13 protein-coding genes are annotated in these 15351 nt (G+C 62.8%); all 13 read left to right on the forward strand.

Features of this window, described 5'->3' with window-relative positions; translation table 11 throughout:
• The first annotated feature begins 70 nt into the window (after nt 1-70).
• The 13 genes from AC1Q9F_RS13140 to urtD all read left to right on the forward strand — a co-directional run bounded on the left by AC1Q9F_RS13140 (nt 71) and on the right by urtD (nt 15351).
• Nucleotides 71-472, forward strand: a complete 402-nt coding sequence (locus AC1Q9F_RS13140) for a DUF2946 domain-containing protein (RefSeq protein ID WP_249482517.1) — start codon at nt 71-73, stop codon at nt 470-472.
• Between the two features lie 48 nt (nt 473-520).
• Nucleotides 521-1000: a copper chaperone PCu(A)C gene (locus AC1Q9F_RS13145; protein WP_492620149.1), complete on the forward strand. Its 480-nt coding sequence runs from the start codon at nt 521-523 to the stop codon at nt 998-1000.
• 21 nt (nt 1001-1021) lie between these two features.
• On the forward strand, nt 1022-1468 hold the full coding sequence (locus tag AC1Q9F_RS13150; protein ID WP_492620148.1) for a DUF2946 domain-containing protein: 447 nt from the start codon (nt 1022-1024) through the stop codon (nt 1466-1468).
• An 84-nt stretch (nt 1469-1552) separates the two neighbouring features.
• Nucleotides 1553-3673, forward strand: a complete 2121-nt coding sequence (locus AC1Q9F_RS13155) for a TonB-dependent copper receptor (protein ID WP_492620147.1) — start codon at nt 1553-1555, stop codon at nt 3671-3673.
• Nucleotides 3674-3752: 79 nt separating this feature from the next.
• Nucleotides 3753-5132, forward strand: coding sequence for a PepSY-associated TM helix domain-containing protein (locus AC1Q9F_RS13160; RefSeq protein WP_085609228.1), 1380 nt, complete (start codon nt 3753-3755; stop codon nt 5130-5132).
• A 162-nt stretch (nt 5133-5294) separates the two neighbouring features.
• Nucleotides 5295-7421 carry a TonB-dependent receptor gene (locus tag AC1Q9F_RS13165; RefSeq protein WP_492620146.1) on the forward strand — a complete coding sequence of 709 codons (2127 nt, stop codon included), beginning with the start codon at nt 5295-5297 and terminating at the stop codon, nt 7419-7421.
• Between the two features lie 114 nt (nt 7422-7535).
• On the forward strand, nt 7536-8324 hold the full coding sequence (locus AC1Q9F_RS13170) for an ABC transporter ATP-binding protein (RefSeq protein ID WP_492620145.1): 789 nt from the start codon (nt 7536-7538) through the stop codon (nt 8322-8324).
• Nucleotides 8321-9268, forward strand: a complete 948-nt coding sequence (locus AC1Q9F_RS13175; RefSeq protein ID WP_492620144.1) for an ABC transporter substrate-binding protein — start codon at nt 8321-8323, stop codon at nt 9266-9268. Before AC1Q9F_RS13170 ends, AC1Q9F_RS13175 begins: the two co-directional genes overlap by 4 nt.
• Complete coding sequence (locus tag AC1Q9F_RS13180) at nt 9265-10275, forward strand: FecCD family ABC transporter permease (protein WP_085609224.1); 1011 nt, start codon at nt 9265-9267, stop codon at nt 10273-10275. The genes AC1Q9F_RS13175 and AC1Q9F_RS13180 overlap by 4 nt, the downstream gene beginning before the upstream one ends.
• A 204-nt stretch (nt 10276-10479) precedes the next feature.
• Nucleotides 10480-11745 carry an urea ABC transporter substrate-binding protein gene (urtA, locus tag AC1Q9F_RS13185; protein WP_007950596.1) on the forward strand — a complete coding sequence of 422 codons (1266 nt, stop codon included), beginning with the start codon at nt 10480-10482 and terminating at the stop codon, nt 11743-11745.
• A 158-nt stretch (nt 11746-11903) separates the two neighbouring features.
• Nucleotides 11904-13406, forward strand: a complete 1503-nt coding sequence (gene urtB, locus AC1Q9F_RS13190) for an urea ABC transporter permease subunit UrtB (RefSeq protein WP_492620143.1) — start codon at nt 11904-11906, stop codon at nt 13404-13406.
• Nucleotides 13406-14485 carry an urea ABC transporter permease subunit UrtC gene (gene urtC, locus AC1Q9F_RS13195; protein WP_007950598.1) on the forward strand — a complete coding sequence of 360 codons (1080 nt, stop codon included), beginning with the start codon at nt 13406-13408 and terminating at the stop codon, nt 14483-14485. The genes urtB and urtC overlap by 1 nt, the downstream gene beginning before the upstream one ends.
• Nucleotides 14482-15351, forward strand: a complete 870-nt coding sequence (gene urtD, locus AC1Q9F_RS13200; RefSeq protein ID WP_007950599.1) for an urea ABC transporter ATP-binding protein UrtD — start codon at nt 14482-14484, stop codon at nt 15349-15351. Before urtC ends, urtD begins: the two co-directional genes overlap by 4 nt.

Below are 15351 nucleotides of genomic sequence, written 5' to 3' on the forward strand. Positions count from 1 at the left end.
GCTTTTTTACTTATCGGCCCTGATCAGGCTAAATAGCCGCGCCTGATCGCCCACCCTACGGATCTGTCCCATGAACCGACACCGGCTCGCATTTGCCTGGATCGCCTGCTTTGCAGTGCTGTTCAACATGCTCGCCATGCCGTTGACGGGAGCGATGGCGCAGGCGGCGCAAACGCCGGCCGAGCAGTTGCTGTGGAGCAGTTTCTGCACCGGCAGCGGGACGAAGATGGTGGCGATCGACATCGGCAGCCTCGATCAGAAAGCGCCGCAGAGCGGTGACAATCATTCGACCATGCAGCATTGCTGGTGCTGTTCCGGATCGGCGCCGGTGGTGGCGTTGCCGGGGCATTCGCCGCAGCTGTATTTCGCCCGATACGAAAGCAATCGCAGCGTGGCGCCCGCCGTGCTGCAGACTCCGACACCTCGCCAGCAATGGCCGAGCCTCAATCCCCGCGCCTCTCCTCTGGTTTGATTTGTTCCCGCATTTGACCTGCGTTTCAAATCGTTCTGGAGAACTGCCATGTTGAACAAATTCATCGTCATCGCTGCGCTGTTGCTGCCTGCGTGCTTCGCCCATGCCCACGAATACAAGGCCGGCGAGCTGGAAATCGCCCACCCGTGGTCGCAGGAACTGCCACCGAACGCGCCGACCGTTGCCGCGTATTTCATCATTCAAAACGGTGGCAAGACGGCTGACCGCCTGCTCAGCGTCGACTCGCCCATCGCCCCGACAGCGGAACTGCACGAGCACGTGATGCAGGGCGATCTGATGAAGATGCAACAGGTGCCGAACGTGGCCATCCCGGCTGGCGGAAACGTGACCTTTGCGCCGATGGCCTATCACGTGATGCTGATGAATCCGACTGACCGCAGTCTGCTGACCGACGGCAAGCGCTTCCCGCTGACCCTGCACTTCGAAAAGGCCGGTGACGTGACCGTCGAAGTCGCCGTGCAGAAGAAGCCGCCGGAAGCCACGCAAGCCCACGCGCACGCCCAGTAACCGTTCCGGCAGACTCCGCCCATGCGCCCCCTGAGCGCCAGGCCCTCCCTGCAACGCCGTCAGACTGAACACCTGACCCGCGGCAGCTGGATCGCCCTGTTCGCCATGTTGATGATCTTCATCGGCCCGCTGATTTCCCAGTCGATGCCGATGGATCAGCACGCCTCGACCTCCATGCCGATGAGCATGGATATGTCGATGGACATGGCGGGGATGGATCACTCCGGGCACACCGCGCAGCCCACCACCGAACACTGCCCGCCGCAATCCTCGCACCATGTGCTGTGGGAAAAATGCGGTTATTGCAGCCTGCTGTTCAATTGCCCGGCGCTGACCGGCGGCGGCAGCTTCGCCACTTTCAGCATTCCGCTCGTCAACACCTTCACCCCACCTTCCCCGCGTCTGGGCCATGCCCGGCAGACTTTCTTCCCCGGCGCCCGCACCCGCGCCCCGCCCGTCGCAGCGTAAACACCCACCTCTGATTGCACACGGTTGAGAAGACAGCCTCAGGCTGCCGGCCGTGTCGTTTACGACTGTTTGATGGAAATTGTCATGTCCAGGTTTTCTGCTGTCCCACGCCCGGCTTCTGCCCCGGCGTCCTTTGCCCTGAACGAATCCCGCGTTCGTTTCAGGCACGCTACCGCCGTCCTTTGCGGCGTCCTGCTGTCCCCGCTGGTCCACGCCGACGAACACGCCGGCCACACTGACGAACTGAGCCCGACGGTGATCACCGCCATCGCCCCGAGCTCGCCGCTGACCATCGTCACCAACCCGAAAGACCCGCGCCAACCGGTGCCGGCCAGCGACGGCGGCGACTATTTGAAGACCATTCCCGGCTTCGCCCTGGTGCGCAACGGCGGCACCAACGGTGATCCGGTGCTGCGTGGCATGTTCGGTTCGCGCCTGAACATCCTCACCAACGGCAGCATGATGCTCGGCGCCTGCCCCGGCCGGATGGACGCGCCGACCTCGTACATCTCGCCCGAGACCTACGACAAACTCACCGTGATCAAAGGCCCGCAAACCGTGCTCTACGGACCGGGCGCGTCGGCCGGCACGATCCTGTTCGACCGCGAGCCGGAAAGCTTCGGCGAGCTCGGCACCCGGGTAAACGCCAGCGTGCTGGCCGGCTCCCACGGACGCTTCGACAAGGTCGTCGATGCGGCGGCCGGCGGCTCGCTGGGCTACGTGCGGGTGATCGGCAACACCGCGCACTCCGACGACTACCGCGACGGCAACAACGACATCGTTGCCTCGCGCTATGACAAGTGGAACGGCGACGTGGCGCTGGGCTGGACCCCGGACGCCGACACGCTGATCGAACTCACCGCCGGCAAGGGCGACGGCGAAGCACGCTACGCCGGACGCGGCATGGACGGCTCGCAATTCCTGCGCGAAAGCCTCGGTCTGCGCGTCGAGAAATCCAACATCACCGATGTGCTAGAGAAGCTCGAAGCGCAGGTCTACTACAACTACGCCGACCACGTGATGGACAACTACACCCTGCGCACGCCATCCGGCACCGGGATGATGGCAGGTCCCATGGCGTCCAACGTCGACCGTCGCACCCTCGGCGCGCGGATCAAGGCGACCTGGCGCTGGGCCGATATCCAGCTGATCACCGGCCTCGATGCGCAGACCAACGAACACCGTCAGCGCAGCGGCATGGGTATCGATACCTACAAGGATCAGCCGTTCACCAAGGACGCCGACTTCCATAACTATGGGGTGTTCAGCGAAATGACCTGGTACGCCGCCGACCGCGACCGGCTGATCACCGGTGCCCGGGTCGACCGCGCCTCGGCCAGGGATTTCCGCCAGACCACCGGCTCGGGAATGATGTCCCGGCCAAACCCGACTGCCGGCGATACCCGTGCCGACACCCTGCCGAGCGGCTTCGTCCGTTACGAGCATGATCTGGCCGACAGCCCGACCACGCTCTACGCCGGCCTCGGCCACGCTCAGCGCTTTCCGGATTACTGGGAGCTGTTTTCGCCCAAGTCCGGCCCGGCGGGTTCGGTCAATGCGTTCGATTCGATCAAACCGGAAAAAACCACTCAGCTCGACTTCGGCGTGAACTACAAGGACGCCGACCTCGAAGCCTGGGCCTCGGGCTACATCGGCGTGGTGCGCGATTACATCCTGTTCGATTACACCCCGGGGATGATGGGCATGAGCACTTCCCGCGCCGAGAACATCGACGCGCGGATCATGGGCGGTGAACTCGGTGCCGCTTACAAACTCACCGACAACTGGAAAGCCGATGCGACCCTGGCCTACGCCTGGGGCAAGAACAGCAGCGACGGCAAGGCTCTGCCGCAGATGCCGCCGCTGGATGCGCGCTTCGGCCTGACCTATACCGAAGACAACTGGAGCGCCGGCGCACTGTGGAGAGTGGTCGCCGCGCAAAACCGTATCGACCAGAACAAGGGCAACGTGGTCGGCAAGGATTACGACAAGAGTTCAGGCTTCGGCGTGTTCTCGCTCAACGGTGCCTACCGGATCAACAAAAACTGGAAGGTCAGTACCGGCGTCGACAACCTGTTCGGCAAGGCTTACGCCGAACACCTGAACCTGGCGGGCAACGCCGGGTTCGGCTACCCGGCGAACGACCCGCAAGCGATCAATGAACCGGGGCGCACGCTCTGGACCAAGGTGGACATGAGTTTCTAACCCTGAAGGGCGCTCGCTCCCTTCAGGGAGCGGGCGGCAACAGACAACTAGAAGATCCAAGCCAAGCGGAGCACACGTGATGAAACAGCCCAAACCGAATTTCTACAACCTGGCCTGGCGTTGGCATTTTTATGCCGGATTGTTCGTCGCGCCATTCATGGTGATGCTGGCCCTGACCGGCATCATTTACCTGTTCAAGCCGCAGCTCGATTCGCTGATGTACAGCAGCCTGCTGAACGTCCCCGCCGGGCATCACACCGTGCCGGCCGATGACTTGCTGCAAAAGGTCAAAAGCGCTTATCCACAGGGCCAGGTTACTCAGTACCTGCCACCGGTGAATGCCGAGCGCAGCGCGCAGTTTGTCGTGGCCAATGCCGGCCATGAGCTGAACGTGTTCGTCGATCCCTACCACGGCGACATCCTCGGCGAGCAGGATGCCAAGCAGAACCTGCAAGCCATCGCCCGGGCGATTCACGGCGAACTGATGATCGGCACCGTCGGTGACCGATTGATCGAAATGGCCGCCGGCTGGGGCGTGGTGCTGGTGGTGTCCGGGGTTTTCCTGTGGTGGCCGCGAGGTCAGGCAGCGGGGATTCTGTGGCCACGCCTGAGCAGTCGCGGCCGCGTGCTGTGGCGTGACTTGCATGCGGTCACCGGCTTCTGGGGCGCCGCATTGCTGCTGGTGATGCTGCTCAGCGGCATGACCTGGACCGGCTTCTGGGGCAAGCAATATGCCCAGGTGTGGAACGTGTTCCCGGCGGCGATGTGGGACAACGTGCCGACCTCCGACGTCGAGGCCGGCAGCCTCAACAACGCCGCGCGCCAGACCGTACCGTGGGCGATGGAAAACACCCCAATGCCGATGTCCGGCGACCACGCCGAACACATGGCCCACGGCGGCATGCAACACGGCCCCGCTGCACCGACCATCCGCCTGCAGGACGTGCAGAACATTGCCGTTGAGCGCAAGGTCGAGCCGGGCTACAGCATCACCCTGCCGACTACTGCGACCGGCGTGTTCACCATCGCCGTATTCGCCGACGACCCACGTAACGACGCGACCCTGCACGTCGATCAGTACACCGGCAAAGTTTTGGCCGATGTGCGCTTCGAGCAATACGGCGCTGTTGCCCGGGCTACCGAAATCGGCGTGATGCTCCACGAAGGCAAGATGTTCGGCACCTTCAACCAGATCATTGTGTTGTTGATCTGCCTGATGATCCTGCTCAGCGCCGTCAGCGGCGTGGTGATCTGGTGGAAGCGCCGACCACAGGGCAAGTTCGGCGTGCCGCCTCTGCGTCACGATCTGCCGAAGTGGAAAACCGGGGTGGCGATCATGCTGGTGCTGGCGGTGGTGTTTCCGCTGGTGGGGGCTTCGCTGGTGGTGGTGTGGTTGCTGGATCGACTGCTGTTGTCGCGTCTGGGCCGACAAGCTGAATCTGCCTCAACTTCATCATGAAACAGGCGAGATGCGCGAGCTAGACAGATCTTTAAACTGCCGGGGCTTAAACTCCGGCATTTTTTAGTGTTACTGTATAACGCAAATTTGCTGCTCTGCCCGCAGCCATGCACCGTCATGAGCCTGCGGGCTTTTCTTTTGAAGAAGTGATTCACCGCCCCGATGAACAAGTACCTCTTGTCCAGCCTCTGTCTGTTCGCCCTGAACAACAGCGCCCACGCCGACAACGCCCCGCTGACGCTGCCCACCGGCACCATCACCGCCCCGGCCAATGACGACCCGACCGTCAGCCTGACCACGCCGACCAGCGCCGGCTCGCGTCTGAACCTCACGGCCATGGAAACCCCGGCCAGCGTCGAAAGCCTGAGCGGCGAGCAAGTCCGCGCACGTGGCGATCGCAGCGTGCAGGACGCGGTGTCGCGCAGCACCGGCATCAGCCGCACCGGCACGCCGGGCGATGGCGGCACTTCATTACAGGCCCGGGGTTTTACCGGGCAGAGTTCGGTGATGCAGTTGTATGACGGCAACCGCATGTACACCGGCATGGGCACCGTGACGTTTCCGGTCGACACCTGGTCGGTGGAGCGCGTCGACGTGCTGCGCGGCCCGGCCTCGGTGCTGTACGGCGAAGGCGCGACCGGCGCGGTGGTCAACGTGATCCCGAAGAAGCCGTTCGAAGGCGAAATCGAAAACCACGTGCGGGTCGGTTACGGCTCGTTCGACCGCCAGCAGCAGGCGTTCGACAGCGGCGGTTCGCTGACCGACACCCTGAGCTATCGCCTCAACCTCAACCGTCTGCGCAGCAACGGCTGGGTCGATCGCGGCGATTCATCCAGCGACTTCATCAGCGCCGCCCTGCGCTGGCAGCCCACCGACGATCTGACCTTCACACTCGCCCACGATTACGGCGATCAGCGCCCGCAGAACTATTTCGGCACGCCACTGATCAACGGCCAGTTGAAAGACAGCCTGCGCAACAAGAACTACAACGTGCGCGACGACAAGCAGCACTACAACGATCAGTGGACGCGCCTGACCACGGACTGGCAGATCAACGACGCGGTCAGCGCCAGCAACGAGCTGTACTACCTCAAGGCCCAACGCCGCTGGCAGAACGCCGAGAACTACAACTTCGACGCCGACAGCCAACAACTCAGCCGCAGCGGCTACTTCGGTATTGGGCACAAACAGGAACAGGTCGGCGACCGTCAGACTTTTACCTTCAAGCACTCGCTGTTCGGCCTCGACAGCCAGACCGTAACCGGCGTCGATTACAACCGCATCCGCTTCCAGCTCGACAGCAACTCGCCATTCAACGACGTATTGCCGAACGGCCAGCCGCTGGATCTGTATCACCCACAAACCGGTTATTTCGAGAGCGCCAACCCGTATCGCGATCAGTTCGACAGCACCACCAGACAGATGTCGGTGTTCGCCGAAAACCGCACGCAACTGAGCGAGCGCTGGTCGCTGGTGACCGGTGTGCGCCGCGACTACGTACATGTGGATCGCAACAACCTGGTCGACGGTAGCCAGAGCGACAAGACCCTGACCGGCAACAACTGGAAGGCCGGGCTGGTGTTCGCGCTGACGCAGGACACCTCGTTCTACGGCCAGGTCGCCACCAGCACCGATGGCATCGGCGGTCTGATTTCCCTGAGCCCGAGCCAGCAGCAATATGACCTGTCGACCGCCCGGCAAACCGAGATCGGCATGAAGCAACTGTTCTGGGATCAGCGTGGCGAGTTCACGCTGGCGGCGTATCGCATCGTGAAGAAGAAGTTGCTGACCGACGATCCGGGCAACCCGACGCTCAAGCAGCAGGTCGGCCAGCAATCGTCGAACGGGCTGGAAGCCAGCCTCGATCTGCAACTGCCACACGCCTGGCAACTGCAAGCCAACGCGGCGATCGTCAAAGCCAAGTACGACGATTTCGAAGAAGTGGTCGGCGGCGTGCCGGTGTCACGCAATGGCAATCGCCCGGTGGACGTGCCGCGGCGCACCGCCAATCTGTGGCTGAGCAAGGCGCTGACCGATGACCTGAAGGCCGGCGCTGGTGTGCGTTACGTCGATGCGCGCTACGCCGACATGGCCAACCGCAACGAGCTGCCGAGTTACACCGTGGTCGATGCAACGCTGTCGTGGCAAGCCCTGCGCAACACCACGCTGGGGTTGCAGGTGAACAATCTGTTTGACCGGACGTACGCGCAAAGCCAATACAATGAGGGCCAGCAGTGGATTCTGGGTGAGCCTCGTTCGTTCTTTGTCACCGCTGACTACACCTTTTGATTCAAGGCCCCATTCGCGAGCAAGCTCGCTCCCACAGGGATTGTGCAGATCCTGTGGGAGCGAGCTTGCTCGCGAAAGCGGTATCCGCCGCACCATAGTTTTCAAGAGAGATGCATGACTTCACTGACCCTCACCAACCTGAAATGGTCCCCTTTGGGCCACGGCCACTGCCATCACCAGTTCCAGCTGCGTGACGCCTCGTTGCAAGTGGCCGCCGGTGAGTTCGTCGGGCTGATCGGGCCCAATGGCAGCGGCAAGACCAGCCTGTTGCGCTGCGCCTACCGTTTCAGCCAGCCGGAACACGGTGAGGTCAGACTCGAGCACCACAACGTCTGGAAGCAATCCTCACGCTGGTGCGCACAACGCATCGCCGTGGTGCTGCAGGAATTTCCCGACGCCTTCGGCCTGACCGTCGAAGAAGTGGTCGCCATGGGCCGCACGCCGCACAAAGGCCTGTTCGATGGCGACACGCTGGAAGACCGCAATCTCGCCACCCAGGCCCTCAAATCCGTGGGCCTCGACGGCTTCGAAGACCACGCGTTCGCTACCCTGTCCGGCGGTGAAAAACAGCGAGTGATCCTCGCCCGCGCCCTGACCCAGCAACCGCAACTGCTGATCCTCGACGAGCCGACCAACCACCTCGACCCGCGCTATCAGCTGGAACTGCTGCAACTGGTCAAGCGTTTGCAGATCGGCACGCTGGCCAGCATCCACGACCTGAACCTGGCCGCCGCGTTCTGCGACCGTTTGTATGTGATCAACCACGGTCGCATCGTCGCCAGCGGCACGCCGCAACAAGTGCTCACTGTTGAACTGCTGCGCGACGTGTTCGGCGTCGAAGCATTGATCGATCCACACCCCCTCCACGGCTACCCGCGAATCACCTGGATAACCCGACCATGACTGTGCGCTCCCTGCTTTGCCTCGCTCTGTTGCTGGGCACCACCCAAGCCTTCGCCGAGGCCACCAAGTACCCGCTGACGATCCAGAGCTGCAACCGTGAAGTCACCTTCAAGGAAGCGCCGAAGCACGCGGTCAGTCACGACATCAACATGACCCAGATGATGCTCGCCCTCGGCCTCAAGTCGAAGATGGCCGGCTACAGCGGCGTCAGTGGCTGGAAGTCGGTAACGCCTGAAATGCAGAGCCTGCTCGACGGTCTGCCGGAACTGGCGGCCAAGTACCCGTCGGTGGAAACCCTGCTCAACGCCAACGTCGATTTCTTCTTCGCCGGCTGGGACTACGGCATGCGCGTCGGTGGCGATCTCACGCCGCAGACCCTGCAACCTCTGGGCATCAACGTCTATGAGCTGACCGAATCCTGCGCCTTCGTGATGAAGCGCCCGGCCGCCACGCTGGACGACACTTACAACGACCTGCGCAACCTCGGAAAGATCTTCGACGTGCAGGATCGCGCCAACGCGCTGATCGCCGACATGCAAAGTCAGGTCGCCGAAGTCCGCAAAGACCTGCCCGCCGAGAAACCACGGGTGTTCCTGTACGACAGCGGCGAAGACCGCGCCATGACCTCCGGCCGCCTCGGCATGCCGCAAGCGCTGATCGACGCCGCCGGCGGGCGCAACGTTCTCGATGACGTCGAAGCGAGTTGGACCCGGGTCAACTGGGAGACCGTGGTCGAGCGCAATCCGCAGGTGATCGTGATCGTCGACTACAGCGAAATCACCGCCGAGCAGAAGATTGAATTCCTGCTGAAGAACAAGGCGCTGCAATCGGTGGACGCGATCAAGAACCAGCGCTTCATCGTCATCCCTTACGTGCAGGCCACGCCGGGGATCGACAACGTGCTGGCGGTTGAAACCCTGGCCAAAGGTTTCCACGGCGAATGATCAATCGTCGTTACGGCTGGCTGCTGATTGCCCTCGGCGCGGTGCTGCTGGTGTCGTGCGTGGTGTCGCTCGGTTTCGGCCCGGCGCGGGTGCCGGTGGACGTGGTGTGGCGGATTCTGCTGCACAAACTGTTCGGCCTCGGCGTGCCGGACTGGAGCGCCGGCCAGGAACACATCGTCTGGCTGATCCGTGTGCCGCGCATGTTGCTCGGCGCGCTGGTCGGGGCCGGACTGGCGTTGATCGGTGCGGTGCTGCAAGCGGTGACGCGCAACCCTCTGGCCGACCCGCACCTGCTCGGCGTCACCTCCGGCGCGACCCTCGGCGCAGTGATCGTGGTGCTGCATGTTGGTGAAATCGTCGGCCTGCTGACCTTGCCGATTGCCGCGTTCATCGGCGCATTGCTGAGCATGTTTCTGGTGCTGGGCATCGCCAACCGCCAGGGTCGGCTGGACAGTGATCGCCTGCTGCTGTGTGGCGTGGCAGTGTCGTTCGTGATGATGGCGATCGCTAATCTGCTGCTGTTCATGGGCGATCACCGGGCCAGTTCGGCGGTGATGTTCTGGATGCTCGGCGGCCTCGGTCTGGCGCGTTGGGAGTTGTTGGCGGTGCCGGCGCTCAGCGTGTTGCTCGGACTGATTCTGCTGATCGGCATGGCCCGTCCGCTGAACGCCTTGATGGCCGGCGAACAGACTGCCGTCACCCTCGGCCTGAATGCCCGGGCGGTGCGTCTGCGGGTATTTGTAATCGCCTCGCTGATGACCGGGGTGCTGGTGTCGATCAGCGGCTCCATCGGGTTTGTCGGGCTGATGGTGCCGCACATTGCCCGGCGCCTGATCGGTGCCGAGCATCGGCGCTTGCTGCCGGTGTGCGTGTTGCTCGGCAGCGTTTTCCTTGTCTGGGTGGATGTCGCCGCACGCACACTGATCGCCCCTGAAGACCTGCCCATCGGCGTCGCCACCGCAGCCCTCGGCGGCCTGTTCTTCATCGGCCTGATGCGCCGCCGCTGAATCCTCCGGGTGCGCCCCAATCTGGCGCACCCCGCTGCACCTTTGCATGCAACACGTCCCCTCGTGGTGCGCCGACGCGGCGCGCAACCGCTCTAAACCGACATTTCCCTGCCCGAACCCGACCGGGCACAGCCCTTGCAAAACACCCTTCAGTCGTTCGCATCTGCCAACCTAAAAAACTTTAACGTTCATGGAGATCGCACAATGAAGCGTCGCAGTTTGATCAAGGCTTTCACACTCACGGCATCCATTGCCGCGATGGGCATGACCTGGACCGTACAGGCCGCCGAGACCATCAAGGTCGGGATTCTGCATTCGTTGTCCGGCACCATGGCGATCTCCGAAACGTCGCTCAAGGACATGGCGTTGATGACCATCGACGAGATCAACGCCAAGGGCGGGGTGAACGGCAAGATGCTCGAACCGGTGGTGGTCGACCCGGCGTCGAACTGGCCGCTGTTCGCGGAAAAGGGCCGGCAGTTGCTGACCCAGGACAAGGTCGCGGTGGTGTTCGGTTGCTGGACCTCGGTGTCACGCAAATCGGTGCTGCCGGTGTTCGAAGAACTCAACGGCCTGCTGTTCTACCCGGTGCAATACGAAGGTGAAGAGATGTCGCCGAACGTGTTCTACACCGGCGCCGCACCAAACCAGCAAGCGATCCCGGCGGTTGAGTACCTGATGAGCGAAGAAGGCGGCAGCGCCAAGCGTTACTTCCTGCTCGGCACCGACTATGTGTACCCGCGCACCACCAACAAGATCCTGCGTTCGTTCCTGCACTCCAAAGGCGTCGCGGATAAAGACATCGAAGAGGTCTACACCCCGTTCGGTCATAGCGACTATCAAACCATCGTCGCCAACATCAAAAAGTTCTCGGCCGGCGGCAAGACCGCTGTGATCTCGACCGTGAATGGCGACTCCAACGTGCCGTTCTACAAAGAGCTGGCCAACCAGGGCCTGAAGGCTACCGATGTCCCGGTGGTGGCGTTCTCGGTGGGTGAAGAAGAACTGCGCGGCATCGACACCAAGCCGCTGGTGGGCAACCTCGCGGCGTGGAACTACTTCGAGTCGGTGGATAACCCGGCGAACAAGAAATTCGTCGCCGACTGGAAGGCCTACGCGAAGAAACACAACCTGCCGGGCGCCGACAAAGCGGTGACCAACGACCCGATGGAGGCCACTTACGTCGGCATCCACATGTGGGCGCAAGCGGCGGAGAAAGCCAAGTCGACCGACGTCGACAAAGTCCGCGAAGCCCTCGGCGGCCAGACCTTCGCCGCGCCGTCCGGCTACACCCTGACCATGGACAAGACCAACCACCACCTGCACAAACCGGTGATGATCGGCGAGATCCAGAGCGACGGTCAGTTCAACGTGGTGTGGCAGACCGAGGGGCCGATTCGGGCGCAGCCTTGGAGCCCGTTCATTCCGGGTAACGACAAGAAGCCGGAGTATGCGGTGAAGAGCAACTGAGCCATTGGATGCCCGCCTCGATACTTGAGGCGGGTACAAATCCCTGTGGGGGCGAGCTTGCTCGCGAAAGGGCCCTGACAGTCGACATCGATGGTGAATGTCAGACCGTTTTCGCGAGCAAGCTCGCTCCCACAATGTCCGCGTCAAGGCGACTGACTATGCCCACTGCCCTATACCGCTTCCTCTTGGCCCTCGCACTTTTGCTGCCGATGGCCGCCTATGCCAGCGACGCCGAAGACTTCGTCGCCGCCACCCCCACGCAACAAGCCAAATTGCTGGAAGCCTGGGCCGCGCAGCCCGATCCGGCCCGTGTCGAACTGATCAACGCCCTGCAACAAGGCGAACTGACCGTCGACGGCCAACCCAAGACCCTGCGCCTGAACAACCGCCTGCGGGGTCTGATCGACACCGCACTGGCCAGCCACCAATTGCTCGCCGCCGACGCCAAAACCCGTCTGACCGCCGCGCAGCAATTGCAGAAAAGCGCCAAACCGGCGCAGCTGAAATTTCTCGACCAGCAACTGGCTGGCGAACAAGACGAAAGCGTCCACGCCGCCTTGAGCCTGGCGCTGGCCAATCTGCAACTGGTCGACACCGACCCGGCAGTGCGCCTCGCGGCCGTGCGTCTACTTGGTGAAACCGGCGACCCGCTGGCCCGCACTCGTCTCGAAGGCCTGCTCGAATCCGGCGTCGAAACCGATGCCAACGTGCGCACCGCCGCCGAAACCAGCCTCGCCCAGGTCAAGCGCAAACTGCTGGTCGGCGAACTGCTCGGCCAGGCCTTCAGCGGCATGTCCCTCGGCTCGATTCTGTTGCTCGCGGCGCTGGGGCTGGCGATCACTTTCGGCCTGCTCGGCGTGATCAACATGGCCCACGGCGAGATGCTGATGCTCGGCGCCTACTCGACCTACGTCGTGCAGCTGATGTTCCAGCGCTACGCGCCGAATGCCATCGAGTTCTATCCACTGATCGCGCTGCCGGTGGCGTTCTTCGTCACCGCCGCCATCGGCATGGCCCTGGAGCGCACGGTGATCCGTCACCTCTACGGTCGCCCACTGGAAACCCTGCTCGCCACCTGGGGCATCAGCCTGATGCTGATTCAGCTGGTGCGTCTGGTGTTCGGTGCGCAGAACGTTGAAGTGGCGAACCCGGCGTGGCTGTCCGGCGGGATTCAGGTGTTGCCGAATCTGGTGCTGCCGTACAACCGCATCGTGATCATCGCCTTCGCGCTGTTTGTGGTGGTGCTGACCTGGCTGCTGCTGAACAAGACCCGCCTCGGTCTGAACGTGCGCGCCGTCACCCAGAACCGCAACATGGCCGCCTGCTGCGGCGTACCCACCGGGCGCGTCGACATGCTCGCCTTCGGCCTCGGCTCGGGAATCGCCGGACTCGGCGGCGTGGCGCTGAGCCAGATTGGTAACGTCGGCCCTGACCTCGGCCAGAGCTACATCATCGACTCATTCCTGGTGGTGGTGCTCGGCGGCGTCGGCCAACTGGCCGGCAGCGTGTTCGCCGCATTCGGCCTGGGCATCGCCAACAAGATTCTCGAACCGCAGATCGGTGCGGTGCTCGGCAAGATCCTGATCCTCGCGCTGATCATTCTGTTCATCCAGAAACGTCCGCAAGGCCTCTTCGCACTGAAAGGACGGGTGATCGACTGATGAACCAGCCTCTACTAGTCACGGCCACACAAAAGGCCGGCCCCAAAGTCACGCTCGCCGTCGGCGCGGTCGTCCTCGCCTTGCTGATCGCCCTGCCGCTGCTGTCGCTGTTGCCGGCGGACAGTGCGCTGCACGTTTCGGCCTACACCCTGACGCTGGTCGGCAAGATTCTCTGCTACGCCATCGTCGCCCTGGCGCTGGATCTGGTCTGGGGTTACGCCGGTCTGCTGTCGCTGGGCCACGGTCTGTTCTTCGCCCTCGGCGGTTATGCGATGGGCATGTATTTGATGCGTCAGGCCGCCGGTGATGGCTTGCCGGCGTTCATGACCTTCCTGTCGTGGACCGAATTGCCGTGGTACTGGAGCGGCACCGGCAACTTCCTCTGGGCCATGTGCCTGGTGGTGTTGGCCCCGGGATTGCTGGCGCTGGTGTTCGGTTTCTTCGCCTTCCGTTCGCGGATCAAAGGCGTGTATTTCTCGATCATGACCCAGGCCCTGACCTTCGCCGGGATGCTGCTGTTTTTCCGCAACGAAACCGGCTTCGGCGGCAACAACGGCTTCACCAATTTCCGCACGATCCTCGGTTTCGGCATCACCGAACCCGGCACTCGCGCGGTGCTGTTTCTGGCGACGGTACTGTTGCTGGTGGCGAGCCTGTTCATCGGCTGGCGCCTGGCCCGCAGCAAGTTCGGCCGGGTGCTGACTGCCCTGCGCGATGCGGAGAATCGCCTGATGTTCTGCGGCTACGATCCGCGCGGTTTCAAGCTGTTCGTCTGGGTATTGAGCGCGGTGTTGTGTGGTCTGGCCGGCGCGCTGTACGTGCCGCAGGTGGGGATCATCAACCCGAGCGAAATGTCGCCGACCAACTCGATCGAGGCCGCCGTGTGGGTGGCCCTTGGCGGGCGCGGCACGCTGATCGGCCCGCTGCTCGGCGCCGGTGTGGTCAACGGCATGAAGAGCTGGTTCACCGTGGCGTTCCCCGAATACTGGCTGTTCTTCCTCGGCGCGCTGTTCATCGTCGTGACGTTGTACCTGCCCAAAGGCGTGATCGGTCTGCTGAAGAAACGAGGTGAATCATGAGAGTCACGGCGAGCGCAGAATTCATGCTGGAACCGGCCTTTTTCCCGGTGGAGCCCAACAAGGACGAAGGCACCAGCCGCGACTCGATCGGCCTCGGGCAACGCGTCGGGCCAGGCCTCGACACCCGTCACGGCACGATCCTGACCCTGGAAGACATCAGCGTCAGCTTCGACGGCTTCCGGGCGCTGAACAACCTGAACCTGTACATCGGCGTCGGCGAACTGCGTTGCATCATCGGCCCCAACGGCGCGGGCAAGACCACACTGATGGACGTGATCACCGGCAAGACTCGCCCGAGCCACGGCAAGGCGTGGTTCGGCGAAACCCTCGACCTGACGCAGATGAGCGAAGTGCAGATCGCCCAGGCCGGCATCGGTCGCAAGTTCCAGAAGCCGACGGTGTTCGAAGCACTGAGCGTGTTCGAGAACCTGGAGTTGGCGCAGAAAACCGACAAGTCGGTGTGGGCCAGCCTGCGGGCAAAGTTGAGCGGCGAACAGAAAGACCGGATCAGCGAAGTGCTCGACACCATTCGCCTGACCACTTCGGTCAATCGCCCGGCGGGGCTGCTGTCCCACGGGCAGAAACAGTTTCTGGAAATCGGCATGTTGCTGATGCAGGACCCGCAATTGCTGCTGCTCGATGAGCCAGTGGCAGGCATGACCGACGCCGAAACCGAGTTCACCGCCGAGCTGTTCAAGTCGCTCGCGGGCAAGCATTCGCTGATGGTGGTGGAACACGACATGGGCTTCGTCGGCTCGATTGCCGACCACGTCACGGTGTTGCATCAGGGCAGCGTGCTGGCCGAAGGATCACTGGAACAGGTGCAGGACAACGAGCGCGTGATCGAAGTCTATCTCGGCCGCTGA

This window comes from Pseudomonas sp. GW823-FHT04A03 (assembly GCF_058796615.1).

Excerpts from the sequence above, each read along its gene's own strand:
- AC1Q9F_RS13150 (WP_492620148.1), top strand. The coding sequence starts at position 1,022 with ATGCGCCCCCTGAGCGCCAGGCCCTCCCTGCAACGCCGTCAGACTGAA.
- AC1Q9F_RS13180 (WP_085609224.1), top strand. The coding sequence starts at position 9,265 with ATGATCAATCGTCGTTACGGCTGGCTGCTGATTGCCCTCGGCGCGGTG.
- AC1Q9F_RS13160 (WP_085609228.1), top strand. The coding sequence starts at position 3,753 with ATGAAACAGCCCAAACCGAATTTCTACAACCTGGCCTGGCGTTGGCAT.
- urtD (WP_007950599.1), top strand. The coding sequence starts at position 14,482 with ATGAGAGTCACGGCGAGCGCAGAATTCATGCTGGAACCGGCCTTTTTC.
- AC1Q9F_RS13175 (WP_492620144.1), top strand. The coding sequence starts at position 8,321 with ATGACTGTGCGCTCCCTGCTTTGCCTCGCTCTGTTGCTGGGCACCACC.
- AC1Q9F_RS13165 (WP_492620146.1), top strand. The coding sequence starts at position 5,295 with ATGAACAAGTACCTCTTGTCCAGCCTCTGTCTGTTCGCCCTGAACAAC.
- AC1Q9F_RS13155 (WP_492620147.1), top strand. The coding sequence starts at position 1,553 with ATGTCCAGGTTTTCTGCTGTCCCACGCCCGGCTTCTGCCCCGGCGTCC.
- urtA (WP_007950596.1), top strand. The coding sequence starts at position 10,480 with ATGAAGCGTCGCAGTTTGATCAAGGCTTTCACACTCACGGCATCCATT.
- AC1Q9F_RS13140 (WP_249482517.1), top strand. The coding sequence starts at position 71 with ATGAACCGACACCGGCTCGCATTTGCCTGGATCGCCTGCTTTGCAGTG.
- urtC (WP_007950598.1), top strand. The coding sequence starts at position 13,406 with ATGAACCAGCCTCTACTAGTCACGGCCACACAAAAGGCCGGCCCCAAA.
- AC1Q9F_RS13170 (WP_492620145.1), top strand. The coding sequence starts at position 7,536 with ATGACTTCACTGACCCTCACCAACCTGAAATGGTCCCCTTTGGGCCAC.
- urtB (WP_492620143.1), top strand. The coding sequence starts at position 11,904 with ATGCCCACTGCCCTATACCGCTTCCTCTTGGCCCTCGCACTTTTGCTG.
- AC1Q9F_RS13145 (WP_492620149.1), top strand. The coding sequence starts at position 521 with ATGTTGAACAAATTCATCGTCATCGCTGCGCTGTTGCTGCCTGCGTGC.